The organism is Paraflavitalea soli (assembly GCF_003555545.1).
In the GTDB taxonomy this organism is placed as follows: Bacteria; Bacteroidota; Bacteroidia; order Chitinophagales; family Chitinophagaceae; genus Paraflavitalea; species Paraflavitalea soli.
The window spans coordinates 5272945-5294421 of sequence record NZ_CP032157.1; the positions used below are offsets into that span (position 1 = coordinate 5272945).

The window sequence follows — 21477 nt, forward strand, 5'->3', positions numbered from 1 at the left end:
GACGGCTTCGACAAGCTCAGCCTGACAGTCGTATTCTTTAGATGCCTGCGACAGGCTTAGGGCAGCATTATCTTAAATTTTACAGATCCCGGCAGCGAATAGCTCCGGGATTTTTTACTTTTACAGTATGGGCAGTGAAAAAGAAAAATTACGCATTGATAAATACCTGTGGGCTATCCGTTTGTTCAAAACGAGAGCGCTGGCAGCAGCAGCCTGCGACAGCGGCAAGGTGAAGCTCAACGATATGCAGGTAAAACCATCCAAAACGGTATCTATTGGGGATGAATACCATGTAAAAACTGAGGCGCGGCGCTGGCGGGTAAAAGTGACGGCGCTTTTGCACAACCGGGTGGCGTATACTGAAGCGATCAAATACTACACGGATATTACGCCACCGGAAGAGCTGGACAAGGTTGAATACCAGGCAGCCAGTTTTCATACGGGTAAACGCCAAAGCAAGATAGGGCGGCCCACGAAAAAAGAAAGAAGGGACCTTGGGGGGTTTATGGAAGAGTAGGAAAAGGCAACAAGGCATCAAGGCAAAAGGCAGCGAGGGGGAGGAATAAGCCGGAAAGACCGGAAGAGTAAAGCAGCGTTCAGCGTGAGGAGTTCAGAGTCGGGAGGTTAGCGTGGGGAGGTAAAAAATAAACTAATAAAAAAGCCCACCGGACGAATCCGGGGGCTTTTGTCTTACCTATACCTTTGATCAGAAAACTATTGGTTAGCAGGTTCAGGTTTCTTTTCTTCTTTCTCTTTCTTTTTCTTCTTGCCATCCTTACTCTTGTGCAATACGCCAAACCGGATACCGATATGAAGATCGGCCTGCTTAGACTCTCCTACCAGGGCTGTCAACACGCTACCTGACCCTACAAATACAGGTCCGAAGCGAAGGGACACACCTGCATTCAATTTGGTGAGCTCATTGTAGTTGATGGGTAAATAAGCACCAAACCTACCGGTCTCATAACGGGGTGTAAGGGTAAATGTATTCTTGTATTGGCTGTTGTATGGCTTGCTGTCGTTGTTTACCAGGGAGAACTGACCGGCAAAGCTGAGGTAAAAATTGCGGTAGAGGTTATAGTCTACATCGAGTTGCATAGTAGTAGGGAGGCCTACTTTGTATTCATTTTCTGTGTTACCTGCAACAGGGGTAAAGAACTGGGGCCTGCTATCGAAGAACTTTTTATAATCATCCAGGTCTACATTGGACAATTCTGACAGGTAGAATCTTTCGCCACCTGTAACACCCAGGTCATAAGCGCCGCTGCGGGTCATATCGCGTTTGTATTTTAAAGAGCCGATATCCAGTAAAGCTACACCTATGCGCAGTTTGTACTTGTTCTCATATCTTTTCCACTCATAATTATCTCCGGTCCTGTATTTGGCCTGGTCGGGCCTGAACTCATACACAAAGCCGATATCGGCACCGAAACCTTTGCTATCAAAAGAAGTAAGGTCATCGGCTTCAAAGTTATCAAAGCTGGCCCCGCCAAATCCGGTGCCAATGCGGCCGGTGGTATTAGACAGGTAGGCTTTGTCGGCCACTTTATCTTCATTGATGGTGGTTGTCAGGTTTTTGATCTGCAGGTAGGCATTGCCTACGCCGGCGAGGTATTTGAAGGTAATACCTCCTTTGAGAAAGTGTTTGTCTTTATCGATGAGCACCTGTCCTACGCTGGCGCCAAATTCGGTCCAGGCATTCATATTGACGAACATATTCTTAGCAGAAGTGATGGTGTAAGGAAGACCAGCCTCACTGTTGTAGCCATCTACGACCTGCTGCAGCAAGGTGCCATCAATCTCCTCTACATTGGCCATCACGCGGCTACGGGTGGTAATAGCGATGGCTGTTTTTTTGGTGGCATTGAACATGAAGGAAGGGCCTATCAGGTTAGCGCTCATGAGGCCGCTGGTAGGGCCGGCATTTCTGCCATAAAGCTGGTTTTCCAGGCTGTCGGCGTTGAAAGACTCACTGAGGTTTTTCAGCTTGAAGGAAGCCTGGTTATTGCCACCCAGGGCGCTCACGGAGATCAGGTTCACATCCCAGCGATAGCGGCTATCGGCAATATTGGCGGGATTGAAGAAAACGCTGTTTACGCCGGTATAATTACCGGTACGATAGCCAGTATAATCCTGGGAAAAAGTAATAAATGAACTACACAGCAGGGAGGGTAGGATCATTTTACGCAATAGAAACTGACCGTTTAATTGCTTAAACATGCGGTATAGAGGGTTTAGGGGTTAAATGGTCACTGATCAAATTGATACACTACGCTTTAAACGTAAAAGCACGCATTATATTTGATGACCCTGGGCAGGAAATTTCGGGTAGGCGGTTTCCGGTTGCTCTTATTTATCTTTGTGCCATGCGCATTGATATTATCTCGGTTTTACCGGAATTATTGGAAAGCCCGCTCAATCATTCTATTATGAAACGTGCGAAAGACAAGGGGCTGCTGGAGATCCATATTCATCACCTGCGGCAATGGGCGGTCAATGAGTATGGGCAGGTGGATGACTACCAGTATGGAGGGGGCGCGGGTATGGTGATGATGCCGGAACCGCTGGCCAATGCTATTGAAGCATTGTCGAAAGATGTGGGCTATGATGAAATTATCTATATGACGCCAGACGGGGAAGATTTTAGCCAGGGGATGGCCAACCAGTTTTCGATGAAAGAAAGGCTGTTGATTATCTGTGGTCATTATAAAGGGATAGACCAGCGGATACGGGATCATTTTGTGACGAGGGAAGTATCGATCGGCAATTATGTATTGAGTGGTGGTGAACTGGCAGCTGCTGTAGTGGTGGACGCTATAGGCAGGTTGTTGCCGGGGGTATTGAACAATGAAACCTCGGCTCTTTTCGACTCGTTCCAGGACAATTTACTGGCCCCACCGGTATACACGCGCCCGGCGGACTTCCGGGGCTGGAAAGTACCGGATATACTACTGAGCGGTGATCTGAAAAAGATCGAGGAATGGCGCTATGAACAGGCTGTACAACGCACTACGGAAAGAAAACCTGACCTCCTTAAAGATTAGGAGGTCAGTACATCCATTTACTACCAGGATGCAATCAGATATACCAGCGCATAAAATACCAATTGCATAAGGAGGTTGACGAGGATTGTTTTTTTCATAGAGGTGGATTTTGGCTGCTGCTATAAATGCACGCTTCATGCCAAAAGCTTCTTATCCACATCGCAAAACTACCTCCCTTGTTCCGCGACATCTACGAATGCATTCTATAAGATGGCTACTCATATAGTTACACTTCTCTAATTAGCAGCATACCAAAAGATTTTCAAACCTATGGCAAGACGGGATCAAATTGCAACCAGGGCCGACAAAAACACCGCTGCTGCGACTCTCCGCCGCAAAAAGCCGCAACCCAACATCCTTGCTCAATATGTGATGACCTTTGTTGGGGCAAAAAAAAGTCCGGATAGAAATCCAGACGATTTATAATCCAATATCCTATGAAAAACCGGGTAGCTTAAGGCAAATGGTGTACCAAGTCGTTTTAACCTAAAAAAGGTCAAATTCGGATACCCGGTTACGGTATTTTGATGATTTACCTCCGCATTTCATTTTTTTACTCTTCAAATTGCGGTAAGCAACTCCACAATAATATATTATTTGTTTTGCCTATCTAACAAGCAATACCTGGGTAGGCTTGCCATTAAACTCCACGACTGCAGACGCAAACTTTCCATTGGCCAGGCTGATGGGCTTGATGGTTTTGGCGGCTGCTGCGGGTTTACCATTCACACTAATGGTGGTAAAACTGGCGGAGGCAGGCACCAGTATGGTGAACTTTCTAACCTGCTTGCGCTTATAGAGGGCTTCATTGTTGGTTTTAATATCAATCGATATAGAAGTACCCTGTGTAGCAGCGGTGAAAGTGATGAGCTCATAATCGGCTTTCTCGAGGGTCCTGGTGCTGGTACCATCATCATCGTAGAATACATAGGAGGAGGCGCCTTCACCCGGATAATACAGGAGGCTGATGTCTTTTGAATTGTAGGTTTCAACGGACTTTATGGAATCGGCCTGCCACAGGGGAATGAACGCGCCGGCCTTTACATACAAGGGGATCTGTTTGATATCAACAGGCTGATTGAGCCATTGCTTTCCATTGACGAGGTTGTTGTCATAGAAGTTGTACCACTTACCTTCGGGCAGGTAGATGGACCGGGCAGTAGCTCCCTGGCTGGTAACGGGGGCTACCAGGAGGTTGTCGCCCCAATAATATTCGTCTTCGGCTTTGAAAGCATCGGCATCGGCAAAGCTGTAATAATACAGGGGGCGCATGAGTGGTTTACCCAGCACGGCCTGTTCATAGGTTAGGGTGTAGTTGTAAGGAAGCAACTGGTAACGGAGATTAATATAGTTGCGCACAATTGACCTGGTAGGCTCTTCCCATAAAGCGGGTTCGGAGGGAATGCTCTTCACGGCTTTATCATAGTCTTCGAGGGCTGTGCCATGGGGACGGAAGACGGGGGTAAAAGCAGCGAATTGCAACCAGCGGGTATACAACTCTGCATCGGCCTGGTCGGCGGCGGCAAAACCACCTGCATCTGCATGCACATAGGGCAGGCCGCTGGCACTCATACCCAGCAGTACGGGGAATTGGGATTTAAGACCGCTCCAGCTACGGGCCACATCACCGGTCCAGGGGAAAACGCTGTAGCGCTGGCTGCCTGCAAACCCGGCCCTGTTGAGGTGGAATAAGCGGGTACCAGCAAAATCATCACGGTATTTCTCAAACAACATTTTACTCCAATAGTGGCCATATATGTTGTGCACTTCATCGGCGCCCATGAGCCTGCTCACTCCATAATCCTTGAGGTTGTGCATCACTCCGGCAGGGTGTTTCTCGGGCTCACCCAGGTCGGACCACCAGCCGGCTACGCCGTTGGCTGACACTTGCTTTTTATAGTACTTCCATATCCAATCCTGGGCAGGCTTGCGGAATACATCGAGCAAACCGCCATTGCCAAAATAGAGCTCTGAAAAATTGTATGGCTTGCCGGCGGCATCAGTGGCCAGGAAAGGGGTAGCTTCGGTAAATGTCTTAGATGAGTTGAGGATAAAAGGTTCGGTAATCAGTACGGTCTTCAGGTTGTCTTTTACCTTGAAGTTTTCGATCATTAATTTGGGATTGGGCCATTTGGTGGTATTGGCCCAATCGAGGTTTCCCAATGTGCCTTTGATATCATCGCCAAACCAAAACAGGTCGAAGATAAGGCCATCCATGGGGAATTTATCATTTCTCATTTTCTTTACTACCTGCTGTACCTGTTCTTCACTGCGGTAGCCAAAGCGGGATACAAAGTTGCCCAGGGCCCAGCGTGGCGGCAGTGGCTGGCGGCCGGTGATGGCGGTATAGTTGTTGAGCATTTCATCGATGTTCTTTCCAAAGACAACATAGAAGGTAAGTTCTCCGCTGGCAAATCCGGCTTCGAGGACATTCTTATCGGTAAGGCCAATGTCAAAATACCCTTTGGAAGGATTGTCAAAAAACAAGGCATAGCCATTGGAAGAAATAAGCATGGGCACGGAGAAGTTGAGGTTATCGGCCCCCAGTCCGTAACCATATGCGGCTACATTATAGAGGTTGAAGCGGTATCCGCGCCTGTCCATGGGAAGGGCACGCTCGCCGCCCCCGAAGAATTTTTCCTGGTCGGTAAGCTGGAAACGAAATCCATTGTTATCGCCCTGTGTAAAAAAGGAAGCTGATTTTACTTTTACTTCTTTACCGGATTTGAAATAGAGTTTATCTTTCTGTATCACGATGCTGGTATTGTTTTCCAGCTCTACGGTTTGTGAGATGGCTGCGGTTATTTTGGTAGTAAGGGGCTGGGCTTTGGCAATGACAGCATCGGACACCTGTTCACCCCGGGTATACCCTGCGGGCCGGTAGGTAGCTTTGATGGCCGGAAAGGAATAGGATTGAAAGGTCCACTCGCCCTCTTTTGCCTTGTACACAATTTCATCTGCTTTACCATTGAAGGGATCTTTTCCCACTGTATTGACGATGACTTTTTGGGCCTGGATGCTGGTGAACAGGAAAAAGAGAAAAAGGGCGACCGTGGTTTTCAGCATGATTTGCATTTGGGATCAATATATAAAAACAAAGGGTGCCGTCAAAAAAATTGGCGGCACCCTTTTGTTAAAGTCAGTGAAGGTGATTAAGGCTTCTCGAATATCTTAGGATCTATTTCTTTGTTGATCTCTACTTTCTTAACGGTGACGTTAAGGATCATTCCACCGGGAAATTCAATAGCATAGGACCAGGGTGTTACAAAACCGAAATCGGTTTTTCTATAATCTGAAAAGTTGATCCCCTGCTCTACTTCCTGGCCACCCATATTTACTTTAGCCACTGTTCTTACGATCTGCCAGGTGGCAGGGTCAATATAATGAACAAAGTGTGCGCCTTCCCTGGTTGTTACCAACAGTTTCCAGGCTTTTACGCCATTTACAGTCTCCTGGCCGGCGAACTCTACTTTGTTGCCTGCGGCAGCATAATTATACAAAGATCCACCGGCGGATAACTGGGCCTTGCCGGCATTCACCTGTTCTTCGGGCATTGCTTCGGCGGTAGTTTGCCCGGCCAGGGGATTAATGGCCCAGCCGCCTTTGTCGGCAGTAACGCAGTTGATGATCTTCTGACCATTGTAATTAACTTCTCCCAGGGAGGCTTTGCCAAATAAAACGGTGGTAACAGAGGGGGCCGCGGTGCCCATGATGTCCATGTCGGATTCTACATACATGGACTTCATAGCATTGATCTTGTCCTTTCCGCCAATGGCGTTGATGTGGTTATTTACTATTTCGTCGACGGTTTGTGCTTTTACAGCCAGGTTTGCGGTGAGGGCTGCCAAGGCCAAAAGGGATATACGCAGGAACTTCATGGTATTTATTTTTAAGTTGATGTTGCAATGTTAGACGTAAAAAGGTGGAGAATATTACAAATGACAGAAAAAAATGATAATGGCGCTATATTTACCAATAAACCAGCATTTTTCATGGCAAGTTTTACGATAACCGGTTACCTGGCGGATGTATGGCAAAAGAAAATCTATCCGGCCAGGATTACTGTAGAACAGGGAATTATCCAATCTATCGAACGGATGGCAGAAGGGGCTGGGGTGGCTGAACAATATATATTGCCGGGCTTCATTGATAGTCACGTACATATTGAAAGCTCGATGCTGGTACCGGCGGAATTTGCCCGGCTGGCGGTGGTACATGGAACGGTAGCTACGGTGAGTGATCCGCATGAGATTGCCAATGTGTGCGGCCTGGCAGGGGTGGAATACATGATCGCGCATGGCAAAACAACTCCCTTTAAATTTTATTTCGGCGCGCCCAGTTGTGTACCGGCCACCACTTTTGAAACGGCGGGGGCTAGGCTGACGGTGCAAGAGGTAGAAACCCTGTTGCAAAAAGAGGAGATTAAATACCTGAGTGAGATGATGAACTTTCCGGGTGTCTTATTTAAAGACCGGGATGTAATGGCTAAAATAGACGCCGCCAAACGGCTGGGAAAACCGGTGGACGGGCATGCTCCCGGACTGCGGGGTGAACAGGCCAAGCAATACATCGATGCGGGTATTTCCACGGACCATGAATGTTTTACGGAGGCAGAAGCGCTGGATAAACTGCACTATGGCATGAAGATCCTGATCAGGGAAGGCAGTGCGGCCAAAAACTTTGAGGCGCTGATCGGGCTGCTGCATGAGCATCCCAACAGCATCATGTTCTGCAGCGACGATAAACACCCGGACAGCCTGGTAGAAGGTCATATCGATCAACTTTGCGCCCGGGCAGTAGCCAAGGGCATTGACCTCTTTAAAGTATTGCAGGCGGCCTGTGTAAACCCGGTGCTGCACTACAAACTGGAGGTGGGTTTGCTGCGGGTGGGCGATCGGGCGGATTTCATCGTGGTGAAGGATGTAAAGCAGTTCACGGTACTAGGGACTTATATTGATGGGGAAAACGTGAGAAGAGAGAATACAGCATACAGAATACAGGATACAGAATACGGCAAACGGCCGGAGCCGATCAATAATTTTAATTGTGCGCCGGTGAAGGCGGAAGACTTTGCAGTGGCTTATACGGGGCAGGAAACGGTACCGGTGATCGAGGCGCTGGACGGCCAGCTGATCACGAACCGCATTGACCTGCCGGCAGGCTGGCTGCTGGATGAAGACGTGCAGGAGCTGGTAAGCAATACGGATAAGGATGTATTAAAGATGGTGGTGGTGAACCGGTATCACCCGGCCAAACCATCGATAGCGTTTATCAGGAACTTTGGACTGAAAGAAGGCGCGCTGGCCTCTTCGGTAGCGCATGACTCTCACAATATTGTAGGGGTAGGGACGGACGATGACAGCCTGGCCCGGGCGATCAACCTGGTAATAGGCAGGCAGGGAGGGGTAAGTTGCTGTGGTGGCGGGGAAGCAAATACAGATGAGTTGATCATTCCATTACCGGTTGCCGGCCTGATGAGTGATGAAGATGGCTATGCAATAGCGAAAGCCTATACGGCCATCGACAGCATGGCGAAGGCATTGGGCTCAGGTTTATCGGCGCCTTTCATGACGCTTTCCTTTATGGCGCTGTTGGTAATACCGCATCTGAAGTTGAGTGACCAGGGATTATTTGACGGGGATCAATTTAAATTAATATAGGACCCCAGGGTCCTTTTTTTATGGGCTGCTGCTGCGCGCTATGCGCGGCCGGCGTAGTGTACCGCTTTAGGAGGACAAAATTGGTAGACTAATTACACGCAACTGGGTATTTTTTGTATTGAATGACGGGTGTATTCACGGTTCTTAGTACAGAAAATCACTTAGGCTATCAAAATCCCTTTTATTGACATTTATAATCAGCATTCTTTTTATATCTTTAGTAACAGTTACGGCTATCTAAAATAGTCACCCTACCATTTCCAATACAATACCTCTGAATAATTGACGTACAGTCCACCCTTGTCAATTAATGCCTGTTTGTGAACCCCCGACTAAACCCGAAACTCATAGTATGTCTTTTAACCATCAGCCCACCGGTGAGCCAGGCTCTACTACCCTGACGGAATCGCCCCTGGTAACTTTTGCCCATGCTGTTCATCCTATCAGTGCAGCAGCAAGAGACTATGCCAACAGAAAAAGCTTTCCTTACCGTGTTAAAAAAGGGGAATTCCTGGTAAGATCGGGAGAGCTTTGCCCTTACATTTATTTTATTCAGAAAGGGATCCTGCGGGGATATGTACAGGACAGCAAAAAAGAAATTACTACCTGGATCACGGCAGAAAATGAGCTGGCTACTTCTATTACGAGTTTTCACGCACAGCAAAAATCATTTGAGAATATCCAGGCTATTGAAGAAAGTGAACTGACGGCGCTTCATTATGACGACCTTCAATATTTATATACGCATCACCCGGAAGTGAATATAACAGGGCGGAAACTCCTGGAAAAATATTACCGGGATGCGGAAGAACGCGCCTATATCGCCCGCCTTACAGAAGCTACTTCGAAATACCAGCGTTTTATTGCTACGAAAAGCTTTATGCTGAACCGGGTGCCATTGAAATTTATAGCCTCGTACCTGGGCATGACGCTGGAAACGCTGAGCCGGATCAGGAGCAAGTTATCACACGCGAAATGAGGTCGGCAACCGGCAATTTTACCTGCTGATAACTGTGGCTGGATAGATTCCCCGACAAAAAACCTGCTTTCACCGGAAATATGCCTTTAATGGCCCTGGTGGTCTTGTGCCGGATAGGGTACTGCTTTAGTTTTGTGTAAAATTAAAGGGTATGCAACAGCAGGATTACCAGGACCAGCAGCAAACGGACAACCGCCCGCGGCGTCCTAAACGAAACAATGCTTTAGTGGGCTTCCTGCTGCTGATAGCAGGCGCAGTACTATTGATACGGCAGGTGGAAGCGGACCTGATACCACACTGGCTGTTTACCTGGCCGATGATACTGATCGTAGTAGGATTTTTTGTGGGTATACAAACGAGGTTCCGGGATATTGGCTGGGTGATCCTGATGGGCGTCGGCGCCTTTTTCCTCGCAGACAATGCCTTCCCTGATTCGGATGCCGGACGTTTTGTAATACCTACGGTGGTGTGCGGCGTAGGACTTATCCTGCTGCTGTCGCCCAACAGAAAAAGGTGGCGCCGCAACAAAGGAGGTTATGAACCTGAAACGGCTTTCTATTACAAGGATGCTGATGAAGAACGGGGCAACGGGGAATCGGATAAGATGGAAGTAGTGTCGATATTCGGCAATGTAAAAAAAGTAATTTACTCGAAAGACTTTAAAGGGGGGGAAGTAGTATCCGTTTTTGGCGGCGCAGAGGTAAACCTTAGCCAGGCGGATTTTAAAGGCCCCATCGTATTAGAGATCGTACAAGTATTTGGCGGCACGAAACTCATTGTGCCGCCGCATTGGGTGATCCGCTCGGAAGCGGTAGCCATCTTCGGCGGCATTGAAGACAAACGGCCCCCTCAATCGATTACCTCCCCGGATAAAGTATTGGTGATACGCGGTACGGCGCTTTTTGCCGGCATAGAGATCAAGAGTTATTAAACTGCTATTATTTTACACTCCTTCAAAATCATGATGCTATGAGTTGGTACCTGTCTAAGATCGTTTACCAGATCATTTGCGGAGAAGGCAACCACAAGCCTCAGTTTGATGAACAGCTAAGGCTGGTGGAAGCGGATGATGAGGCCACGGCTTTTGCCAAAGCACAGGCGATGGGTGAGCAGGAACAGGAAATGTTCTTCAACCAACAGGAAAAACTGGTGCAATGGAAATTCATCAATGTAAGTGAACTCTATAAGTTATCGGCCCTGATCGATGGGGCGGAACTGTATTCACGAGTGGAGGAGGCTGACAATGCGGGGGTGTACATTGAACTGGTCCATAAGAAGGCAGCGCATATCCGTAGCAATATTACGCACCGGTTCCTGGAATTGTTTTGAAGAAAGGCGGAAAAAGGCAACGAGGCAACTAGGCATCGAGGCAATGAGGGACGAATGGCACGATTAACTGCTAACAATAAAAATCTGACACTTGGCTACATCGCCATTAGGAACGAATAAGAACAAGCTGATCTTTGCCGGCTGCTGGCTGGTATGGTCGATCGTGCAGGTGGCGCTGCTGCAAAACTGGCAATTGCCCTGGCCCGTGGCTGTTATGGATGCTGCAGTCTCCAACTTCTTATTGGCAGGCATTTGTTTATTGGTGAGTAATAATATGCGGTATTACCGGCCGCGAAAAGGCAAGTATATCTATATCCTGGTACTTTGTGCAGCTGTGAGCGGCCTGTGGGTACTGGCAGTGAAATTCGCTTTGCAAGAGCTATCGGCCGGTGATGAGGGGTATCTATCCTTCGTGCAGATCTCGATGCCTATCCGTTTTACGATCGCCTTACTGGCTACAGGATGTATGTCGCTCATCAGTGAGCTCTGGTACGCGCAGGAAGAGCAAAAAGAAACTGAACAAAGAAGCATCGCAGCTTCACAGCTGGCCAAAGATGCAGAACTGTACAAATTGAGACAGCAGCTGCAACCTCATTTTCTGTTCAACAGTCTCAACTCGATCAGTGCACTGGTAACCAGCCGGCCGGAACAAGCCAGGAAGATGATACAACAGTTGTCGGATTTCTTACGGGGCACGCTGAAGAAGGAAGAAAATCAATGGATCACGCTGGAGGAAGAACTGCAACATCTGGAGCTGTACCTCGACATCGAGAAGGTGCGCTTTGGGCACCGGCTACATACGGAGCTGGTGTATGGCGAAGGGGTGTCTACGCAACGGATACCGCATATGTTATTGCAGCCGGTAGTGGAAAATGCGATCAAATTTGGGCTGTATGATACTACAGGAGATGTAACGATCACGCTATCGGCCTTAGTAATGGATGGGTACCTGCAAATAACGGTGAGTAACCCATTTGACCGGGCAACCTCATCGCCCAGACAGGGTACGGGGTTTGGCTTAAATTCGGTACAAAGGAGATTGTACCTGCTGTTTGCCAGGAACGATCTGTTGACGACTACAGCAGATGGGGACCTGTTTACCACGACCATTAAAATACCGCATATATGATCAAGGCGCTTGTTATAGATGATGAACCATTGGCGCGTTCCATTATACTGGAATATTTACGGGTACATACGAATATTACGGTGGTGCAGGAATGCAGTGACGGATTTGAGGGAGTGAAGGCTATTCAGCAACACCAGCCACAACTGATCTTTCTGGATGTACAAATGCCCAAGATCAATGGGTTTGAAATGCTGGAACTGATCGAGCAGCCACCTGCTGTTATTTTTACCACGGCCTTCGATGAATTTGCAATCAGGGCCTTTGAAAGTCATGCGGTAGATTATCTGCTGAAACCATTCAGCCAGGAGCGGCTGGATAAAGCTATCCAGAAATGGATGGACCAACGCCAGCCGGTAACCCCCGCGGCTCCACTGCTGGAAACGGCCTCGCTATCGCCGCAACAAAGTCAGCGGATCGTGGTGAAAACGGGGGGCAGGATCAGGATCATTCCTATAGAAGATGTGGATTACCTGGAAGCGGCAGACGATTATGTAAAGATCCATACTTCGGAAGGAGGTTTCCTGAAGAATAAAACGATGGCGCATTTTGAAAAGATGCTGGATGGGGCGCAGTTTGTACGCACACACCGCTCTTATATCGTGAATGTACAACGCATTACGCGGCTGGATGTACATGAAAAGGAAAGCTGGCTGGCGCTGCTGACCACGGGGGTGCGGGTGCCGGTAAGCAAAGCAGGGTATGCGAAATTAAAAGAATCGCTGGGGTTGTAGCGTGGGGGCTTCCTTAGAGAACTTCAAAAGGGTGAGCCGCCCTCCAAGGGCGACCCACCCTTTTGATGGCTTCGACAGGCTCAGCCTGACAGCCGTCAAGCTGACAATTCAACGATATTGAATCTATAGTATTGATTTGCAAGCTTTCTGACTAAAATCTACCTACTCCATTTTTGCGTATATGGTTATTGATTGAGGATTCTGCCAGTAGTTGAGCCGTACAGTTTTATGGGACTGTCGGCGATTGTAGTTTATACCCCACACCTAAATAAAACAGCATGGGCAGATTCCTACTATTTAAAAAGAGCTTTCTTTTTTCAATTTTTCCATGTAATCTTGCGCTGGTTAAGTACGTTTCGGGCATAGCCAACACCTTATTGTTCGTACCCTCTAAAGCCCGGATATCCCATTCAAAAATTCCTGATAAGTATGCGGGTTCATTTGTCCTGATCCACATCTGTTTGAGAACGTCAAACCACACCACATGACCAAAGCATTATCTGATCAGGATATCATTGCCTTATTTAAGCGTGGGGAACACGAGGCTTTCAACCATCTTTTCCGGCTGCACTACCGGCCGCTGGTATATTATGGCAACCAGCTGGTTAATGATGAACAGGAAGCGGAAGACATTGTAGTGGATACATTTGTAAAGCTCTTACGTAAACGCGCTGATTTTGATAACCTCAAAGACATCAAGGCCTTTTTATTTGTCTCGGTGAGGAACGCCTGCTATGATTACCTGCGCTATATGCAGCGCCATGAGACCTCGCACCAGGAACTTTTTTATTTAGCCGGCAAACAAGAAATTATGGAGGACAATGAAATGATCAAAGCCAAGGTATTGCAGGAGATCTATAACGAGATCGAAAACCTGCCCGGGCAATGTCAGAAAGTGTTCAAGTATATATTCTTCCATGGACTCAGTACAGACCAGATTGCCAACGAGATGGATATCAGTGCGCAGACGGTATTGAACCAAAAAACACGGGCATTAAAGCTGCTTCGTTTGTCGCTGCTGAAGAAAGACCTGCTGCCAACGGCGGTTACGTTCTATTTCCTGGCTGTTATTTTCCACCAGCTCACTTCTTCGTTGTAAGCTCCCCGACAGGAAGCCTGCGCCCGGGACGCGGATAAGTTCTAACTATCGCAAAGTGTGGCAGTTATGGTTATTGCCCGGGCGGGGAAAACCTGCTAAAAAAAATCTTTCCCTTTCTTTTGGTTAAATGCAAGATCGCATCGTGGTATATTATGTAATTGTTAAACAGGAGGCTGTGCATAACTGTGCAGCATTTACAACAAAAGGCCATGGATCATACAATAGATGAATTGATCATAAAGTATTTGTCCGGTACATTAACGGAAGAAGAACAGGTGCTGCTGGATGAGTGGAAGGCGCTGCCTCAAAATCGTTTATTGCTTGACCAGTTGAGCAATGGAGATTGGGTAAAGCGGGAGTTGCAGAAAATTGGCCAGGTTAAAGAAGAGCAGGCGTATAACAAGCTAAGCCAGATATATGCGCAGCAACAGGCGCCGGTGAGGATGCAGCCAAAGAGACCCAGAACGGGCTGGTGGCTGGCAGCAGCATCGCTGGTGTTGTTCCTCGGAGCGGGCAGCTGGTGGCTGTGGAGCCGTGGTTCCGGGAAAGCGGCCCCGGTTGAACTGGCCAAATCGGACGACCGGTTTAAAAATGATGTACAGCCTGGCGGCAACAAGGCCCGGCTGCTATTGGCCGACGGTACGGAGATCGTGTTGGACAGCGCCGGCAAGGGGTTATTGACCCAACAGGGCGGCGCCAAAGTGATCAAGACGGACAATGGCGGGATCGAGTACCAGCAGGGAGCCGGCATGGGAAACAAGGAAGGGGTGGTTTACAATACTGTTTCAACGCCCAAGGGCGGGCAATATATGATCGCTTTACCGGATGGAAGCAAGGCCTGGTTGAATGCTTCTTCCACGCTTCGCTTTCCTACGGCCTTTACGGGTGAACAACGGGTGGTGGAGCTTACGGGCGAGGGGTACTTTGAAGTACAACCGATGGCCTCCGGCAACCAAGGCACCCGAAAAGCAAAGAAACCTTTTATTGTACAGGCAGGAAATGTAAACGTGGAAGTATTGGGTACTCATTTTAACGTGAACGCCTATACCGACGAAGATGTGATCAAAACGACTTTACTGGAAGGGGCTGTAAAAGTAGTAAACAGCCATACTACGGGGTTATTAAAGCCGGGTGAACAGGCGCAGGCCTTCCGGCAAGGGACGCTGAAGACAGTAAAGCAGGCGGACCTGGAACAAACGATGGCCTGGCATAACGGGGTATTTGCGTTCCGGAATGCCCCGGTGCTTGCTATTATGCGGCAGGCGCAACGCTGGTATGATATTGAGGTGGTGTATGCGGGTAAGGTAAATAAAGAGCAAACTTTAAACGGAGACATCCCGCGGAATGTGGCCTTGTCTCAGCTATTGAAAATATTAGAAGCTACGGGATCTGTTCATTTCCGCATTGAGGGAAAAACGGTAACTGTGATGCCATGAAAAATATGATAGGCGCGGGCCCTACCTTATTGGCCTTTGCTGGCAGGCAGGGCCCGGAAATCTGTTCAGGGACTATTTTATCAGAATGTGGAGCTATCCAATAAGCCTTTGACTAACCAAGGAGTTGCTAATCCACAAAAGGGGGAGTTCTGTGACGGTGCTCCCAACAACACCGGGGTGTCCTTCGATCTCCCCCTTTATTTTGACCGGATATGATGAGGATCCGGTGAAAATAAGCAGACGGAGGACGCCCTTTTTTTTAAACATGCAGTGATAGTACCTAACCTTATGGAGGAGGTACCAGCGATATAAAGGCCGATGGTAGTAGCAATTTCAGGGACAGACTCGTGCAAGTAATACACTACTTTATTCTGCCCTCGACTCCCAGTCGGATATCAGTTGATGCATTGAATTGGACCATTAATCATTAACCTTACTATGAATTTTCGTTGACCCGCTATCCGAACGGAACCCGTTTGGGTTTAGGATAGCTTGCAAACCTCCTTCTCAAAAAATGGTTTGCCCGGGGCTCGTTAGAGCATAGGGCCAATGTTTCATGTAAATTAACCAATTCAACGCTATGAAATGTTCAGCCCTGAAAGGGTGGGTACACCGATGCAATTACCACTCGCTACGTTTATGCGGTAAGCTAGCTACTACCCTACTCATTTTGTTTTGCTGCCAGGTGCAGGCGCAGGCCTTTGGCCAGGGAATTACCTTGTCGGTAAAAGACGCTCCTCCGGAACAGGTGTTCCGGGAACTGAAAAAACAGAGTGGCTATGGCTTTGTATATCCTTCGGAAGTGCTGACCCGGCTGAACCGGATAACGCTGACGGTGAACAAAGCGAGCCTGGAGGAGGTGCTGAACCAGGTGTTTAAGGGGCAGCCGTATACGTACAGCATTATTGATAAAATAGTGGTGATCAAGCTGCGGGACGTGGCTGCCGAGCAGCCAGCGCGGCAGGGCGCATCGGCCCCTTTGCCGATCGATGTGACTGGGAAGGTGACGAATGAAAAGGGGGAGCCACTACAAGGCGTGACCGTAACTGTAAAAGGCACGGACAAGATCACCTCCACGGATGCCGGCGGTGCTTTTACGATCAACAGTGTGGACCGGGAAGCTGTGCTGTTGTTTTCCAGTATTAATATGGAACCCTTTGAGCTGCGGGTGAGCGGCAAGAGTGACCTGGCGATCCGCATGCGGGCCAAAGTGCGGGAACTGGATGATGTGACGGTGCTGGTGAATACGGGGTATGAAAAGGTGCCGAAGGAAAGGGCGACGGGAAGCTTTGAGTTTGTGAATAAGGAAGAATTGAACCGCCGGGTAGGCACTGACATACTTAGCCGGCTGGAAGGAGTAACTACCAGCCTATTTTTCGACAGGCGCGATCTCTCTGCCGGTCAAAGTACTGTTCCTCTTAACAATGTAATAATACGTGGACTCAGTACCCTATCCGGTTCGCTGAAATCACCACTGATCATTGTCAACAATTTGCCGTATGACGGAAACATTAATAATATCAATCCAAACGATGTAGAAAATATTACAATTTTAAAAGATGCTGCGTCGGCCTCCATTTATGGAGCAAGAGCAGCCAATGGTGTTATTGTAATTACGCTTAAGCAGGGGCAATTCAATCAGCCTCTCCATCTGACCCTAAACACAAATCTTATTATTACTGAAACACCCGACTTGTTTCATTTCCCTAAAATGTCCTCAGCAGAGTTCGTTGATATCGAAACTTTTTTATTTAACAAAGGCTTTTATAATAGTACAATCAATAATGTCCGTTTCAGACCCGCTATTTCTCCCGCAATTGAAGTCTTATTAAGAAAACGCGCTGGTTTAATTTCAGCCGCTGATTCGGCGGCACAGCTGGATGCATTTCGAAACACTGATGTTCGTAATGATTTTGAAAAGTATATATACCGGAATGCCATCAATCAACAGTACGCTTTAAACATGAACGGAGGCAGCGATAAATATAAATATTCATTGTCCGGAGGATTCGATAAGAATAAACTTCCATTGGTCGGCAACGATTACAACAGAGCTACTATTTCATCGGAGAACGTTTTTATGCCTTTAAAAAAGCTCACCGTCCAAGTGGGGATCAGATTCACCAATTCATTAACCGAAAACAATAGCCTGGGAAATATCGGCACTGCCGGCTATAATTACAGGACATTTACCGGCGGCGCCCAGAATCTTTACCCCTATGCACAATTTGCTGACGCAAGTGGTAATCCACTCACTATTGCCAAAGATTGGAGAGAAGGCTATACCGACACTGCCGGGGCCGGTAAATTATTGAATTGGAAATATAGTCCCCTGAATGAGTTGAATAACGCCGACAACACAAACCGGGAACAGGAAATTGTTTTGAGCACCAGCATAAATTATAAGATCAATAGCCAATTCAATGCAGGGATAATGTATCAATACCTGTCTGCAAATGCAGAAGTTAAAAGATATTATAATGAACAAACTTATTTTACCCGCAATCTGATCAACCTTTACACGCAAATTCAAGGCAATAATGTCATTTACAATATTCCAAGGGGAGGGATTCTCGATCTCATTAATAATAAAGTAAGATCGCATGTCGCAAGAGGACAGTTGGATTTCAATCAAAACTGGAATGGTAAACATCAGGTGAATGCATTGGCAGGCGGAGAGATCAGAGAAAAGATAGCAACCAATAATGGCAGCAGAAGCTATGGCTATAACGAAAATACACTCTCTATCGGGCAAGTTGATTACGTTAACCGATTTATACGATATGGGAATAGAGGATCTGCTCAGGTTCCAGCAGGCTCTGTAGGTTATGGGAAGTTGACAGATCATTTCGTATCGCTGTTTGCCAATGCCTCTTATACCTATGACAGCCGTTATACTCTATCTGCCAGTGCAAGAAGGGACGCAGCCAACTTAGTAGGGGTAGACATTAATGATAAATGGAAGCCGTTTTGGTCAGCGGGGGCTGCCTGGAACATATCTAATGAAGACTTCTTTAAATCAAATATTATCTCTCATTTAAGATTCAGGGCTAATTACGGATATGAAGGGAATGTCAATAACCTGCTCTCCCCCTATACGATCATATCATACGAGTCTGCAATCAATAGCCCTGTCAATCTACCATTTGCGAACATCACTACTCCAGCCAATCCCGGCCTAAGCTGGGAAACCATTAAGCAGATGAATGTAGGAGTAGACTTCAGACTGGCCGGGAACAGGATTGGAGGGAGTATTGATTACTACAGGAAGAATTCTAACAACCTGATATTAAGTGCACCCATTGATCCTACAACCGGTGTCGGGAGTGTTGAAAAAAATAGTGCCAGCATGACAGGCACCGGAATAGATATCATGATCAATTCTTTGAATATAAATTCACTGAATTTTAAATGGAACACCGAATTAACCCTCAGTCATGTCACCAATAAAGTAACTGATTACTTATTGGATGATACCTATTTCCCGATAGGGTCAATTGTGTCACAAAGTGGCAATACAATAAGACCTATTAAGGATATCTCACCTTATGCATTATTCAGTTACCCTTTTGGAGGGCTTGACCATAATAGCGGTGATCCACTCGGTTATTTAGGAAAAGAGCTTAGTACAGACTACTTCGCCTTATCTGAACAGAACTTCGACACCTCCAATATCATCTACAATGGCTCCGCCATACCGACAACTTTCGGAAACTTGAATAATAATTTCACCTATAAATCCTTCACACTTACTGTCAATATTAGATACAGCTTCGGTTACTATTTTAGAAAAAACACCTTGATGTATTATAGTCTTTTTAATTCAGGAGTCACGCATCCTGATTATTCAAAAAGATGGAAAGAGCCTGGAGATGAACAAAAGACGAGTATTCCTTCAATGATTTATCCGATTTCAGAACCACGGCGGGATCAATTTTACGCATATTCATCGGCTAATGTGCTGAAAGGCGATAATATCCGGTTAGGCTATATAAGAGTGAGTTACGATATCAATAAATCGACACTAGGCAAGTTACCTGTCAAGGCTATCCAGGTATATGCGAATGTAGAAAACCTTGGAATACTCTGGCGTGCCAACAAAGCGGGTCTTGATCCAGACTATGATTCAGGCAATACGCCTTTTCCGCCTCCCAAACGAGTGGCATTGGGTGTAAAATTTGATTTTTAAAATACTAATACGCTTATATGTCCAAGCATACTATTAGCCTATTCGTTCTTTTCATCTGTATCCTGTCTGGTTCCTGTAAAAAGTATTTAGATACTAAATCAGATCAGTCATTATCCACCCCCAGCACTCTAGATGATTTACAACTAATATTGGACAACCCCGACCTCAACAAGGGAGCAAATTTAACTAATACAGGATCGGATGAATATTATGTGCTTGAATCAGACTGGCTGAACCTGGACGAAACCAGACACAAAGGATATGTTTGGGATGGCGCACTTAACAACTTAACTGATTGGAATGTACAATATAAAACGGTCTTTGCAGCCAATACAGCTTTATTCAACCTTGACCTGGTGAATACGAAAGGGGAGGAAACAAAGCAAAATAATATTAAGGGGACAGCTCTCTTTTATAGGGCCTATAGCTTTTACAACATCGCTCAATTGTATGCTAGGCAGTATGATGTAAGTACTGCTACCAAGGACCTGGGTATCCCCTTACGATTGACAGCAGACTTCAATGTACCCAGTAACCGCGCCACAGTACAACAATCTTATGATCAGATCATCCAGGACTTACAAACCGCCTTAACCTTATTACCACCAACAACAAACATTAAGACAAGACCTGATAAAAGAGCATGCCATGCACTCCTTTCCCGGGTGTACTTACAAATGAATATTTATGACAAAGCCAAAGCCAGTGCGGAAGCTTGTTTACAGCTATCTAATACGCTACTTGATTACAACGCATTAGATGAAACTGCCACCTACCCATTACCTGTTTTTTCCAACAACCCGGAGATATTATTCTATTCGATAACCGACGTGCCGTTGAACGCTGATGATACAAGAGCCAAAATAGATTCTACGCTCTATAATTCCTATGCTGTGGGAGACCTAAGAAAAGTCATGCTTTTTCGAGACAATGGAGACAATACACAAGCTTTCAAAGGAAATTATAGCGGAGGCTATGAGTTATTTAACGGACTCGCCATAGATGAGATATTCCTGATCAGGGCTGAATGCGCTGCCCGGCAAGGAAATACTGCCGGTGCCATGAAGGACCTAAATGCGTTACTTGAAAAAAGATGGTTACAAGGCAGCTTTACTCCTTTAACGGCATCCACCAGTGAAGAGGCTTTAATGCTAATTCTCCGGGAACGAAAAAAAGAACTTGTTTACAGGGGAACCCGGTGGTCAGACCTAAGGCGTTTAAATAAGGAGCCGCAGTTTTCAGTTACGCTAAAAAGAAATTTGAATGGTACAATATATCAATTGCCACCGGCCGATCTACGATATATATTGTTACTTCCTATAGAAGTACTTCGCCTTGCCAATCTTGAGCAAAATCAACGGTAACTATTAAAAATGACAATATGAAAATAATCGCTTCAACTTTATTACTTATCGCACTGACAGTAGCAAGCTATGCGCAAAATAGCGGCAGATCTATCGCCAATAATAAACCCGTTTTTGTTAAGCACTGGATGAAGACCCTGTTAATGTTCAATAAAGAATTTTGGAATGACAATAAAGTACAGGAAATTGTTAGCCAGATTGGTGAGGAAGAATTTAAGAAAGTTCAGAAGTTTTCTGGATCAGATAACATCCCAAGCCAATTTAGTTTTCCCTATGTAATGGTTGAACTAAAAGGGGACTCTCTTTTGTATCAAAAACGTAATAGCCAATTGAAGGTTTATAAAATTGCGAGTTATAAACATTATTGGAATAATCAATTTTGGGGGAATTATGCTATTCTTCGGGTTCCTTATACTGAAAATAAAAACTGGGATAGTACATTAAAATGGGATACTGTATATTTTGTGATCCCGGAACAATACATTGAGGAGCTTTAATTAAACAATTATAATCCAGG

At 46.5% G+C, this 21477-nt stretch carries 16 protein-coding genes; 13 read left to right on the top strand and 3 right to left on the bottom strand.

Features of this window, described 5'->3' with window-relative positions; genetic code table 11:
- Positions 1-127: 127 nt before the first annotated feature.
- Positions 128-517 carry an RNA-binding S4 domain-containing protein gene (locus tag D3H65_RS19700; protein ID WP_119051950.1) on the top strand — a complete coding sequence of 130 codons (390 nt, stop codon included), beginning with the start codon at positions 128-130 and terminating at the stop codon, positions 515-517.
- Positions 518-714: 197 nt separating this feature from the next.
- Here the strand turns inward: D3H65_RS19700 and D3H65_RS19705 are convergent, their stop codons facing one another.
- Positions 715-2220 (bottom strand): DUF5723 family protein, encoded by a 1506-nt coding sequence (locus tag D3H65_RS19705; protein ID WP_162915730.1) that lies wholly within the window; start codon positions 2218-2220, stop codon positions 715-717.
- A 146-nt stretch (positions 2221-2366) separates the two neighbouring features.
- Between D3H65_RS19705 and trmD the strand changes: the two genes are divergently transcribed.
- Positions 2367-3044: a tRNA (guanosine(37)-N1)-methyltransferase TrmD gene (gene trmD / locus D3H65_RS19710; protein WP_119051952.1), complete on the top strand. Its 678-nt coding sequence runs from the start codon at positions 2367-2369 to the stop codon at positions 3042-3044.
- Between the two features lie 606 nt (positions 3045-3650).
- Here trmD and D3H65_RS19715 read toward each other — a convergent pair.
- Positions 3651-6110: a TIM-barrel domain-containing protein gene (locus D3H65_RS19715; protein WP_162915731.1), complete on the bottom strand. Its 2460-nt coding sequence runs from the start codon at positions 6108-6110 to the stop codon at positions 3651-3653.
- A gap of 86 nt (positions 6111-6196) precedes the next feature.
- Positions 6197-6922 carry a LolA-like protein gene (locus tag D3H65_RS19720; protein ID WP_119051954.1) on the bottom strand — a complete coding sequence of 242 codons (726 nt, stop codon included), beginning with the start codon at positions 6920-6922 and terminating at the stop codon, positions 6197-6199.
- A gap of 114 nt (positions 6923-7036) precedes the next feature.
- Between D3H65_RS19720 and ade the strand changes: the two genes are divergently transcribed.
- From ade to D3H65_RS19780, 11 genes are all read left to right on the top strand, one after another.
- Positions 7037-8704 (top strand): adenine deaminase, encoded by a 1668-nt coding sequence (ade, locus tag D3H65_RS19725; protein ID WP_119054581.1) that lies wholly within the window; start codon positions 7037-7039, stop codon positions 8702-8704.
- Positions 8705-9056: 352 nt separating this feature from the next.
- Complete coding sequence (locus D3H65_RS19730; RefSeq protein WP_162915732.1) at positions 9057-9683, top strand: Crp/Fnr family transcriptional regulator; 627 nt, start codon at positions 9057-9059, stop codon at positions 9681-9683.
- A 151-nt stretch (positions 9684-9834) separates the two neighbouring features.
- Positions 9835-10614, top strand: a complete 780-nt coding sequence (locus D3H65_RS19735; protein ID WP_119051956.1) for a LiaF transmembrane domain-containing protein — start codon at positions 9835-9837, stop codon at positions 10612-10614.
- A 38-nt stretch (positions 10615-10652) separates the two neighbouring features.
- Positions 10653-11012, top strand: coding sequence for a DUF4288 domain-containing protein (locus tag D3H65_RS19740; protein ID WP_119051957.1), 360 nt, complete (start codon positions 10653-10655; stop codon positions 11010-11012).
- A gap of 91 nt (positions 11013-11103) precedes the next feature.
- The gene (locus tag D3H65_RS19745; protein WP_119051958.1) at positions 11104-12141 is read left to right on the top strand and encodes a sensor histidine kinase; all 1038 of its coding nucleotides are present in this window, start codon (positions 11104-11106) and stop codon (positions 12139-12141) included.
- Positions 12138-12872: a LytR/AlgR family response regulator transcription factor gene (locus D3H65_RS19750; protein WP_119051959.1), complete on the top strand. Its 735-nt coding sequence runs from the start codon at positions 12138-12140 to the stop codon at positions 12870-12872. Before D3H65_RS19745 ends, D3H65_RS19750 begins: the two co-directional genes overlap by 4 nt.
- A gap of 484 nt (positions 12873-13356) precedes the next feature.
- A complete protein-coding gene (locus D3H65_RS19760; protein WP_119051961.1) occupies positions 13357-13971 on the top strand; it encodes an RNA polymerase sigma factor in 615 nt (204 codons plus the stop codon).
- 209 nt (positions 13972-14180) lie between these two features.
- Entirely contained in the window at positions 14181-15407 is a 1227-nt protein-coding gene (locus D3H65_RS19765; protein WP_119051962.1) for a FecR family protein, read from the top strand.
- Positions 15408-15987: 580 nt separating this feature from the next.
- A complete protein-coding gene (locus D3H65_RS19770; RefSeq protein ID WP_119051963.1) occupies positions 15988-19596 on the top strand; it encodes a SusC/RagA family TonB-linked outer membrane protein in 3609 nt (1202 codons plus the stop codon).
- Positions 19597-19613: 17 nt separating this feature from the next.
- Positions 19614-20960 (top strand): RagB/SusD family nutrient uptake outer membrane protein, encoded by a 1347-nt coding sequence (locus D3H65_RS19775; protein WP_119051964.1) that lies wholly within the window; start codon positions 19614-19616, stop codon positions 20958-20960.
- Positions 20961-20977: 17 nt separating this feature from the next.
- A complete protein-coding gene (locus tag D3H65_RS19780) occupies positions 20978-21457 on the top strand; it encodes a hypothetical protein (protein WP_119051965.1) in 480 nt (159 codons plus the stop codon).
- Positions 21458-21477: the final 20 nt, after the last annotated feature.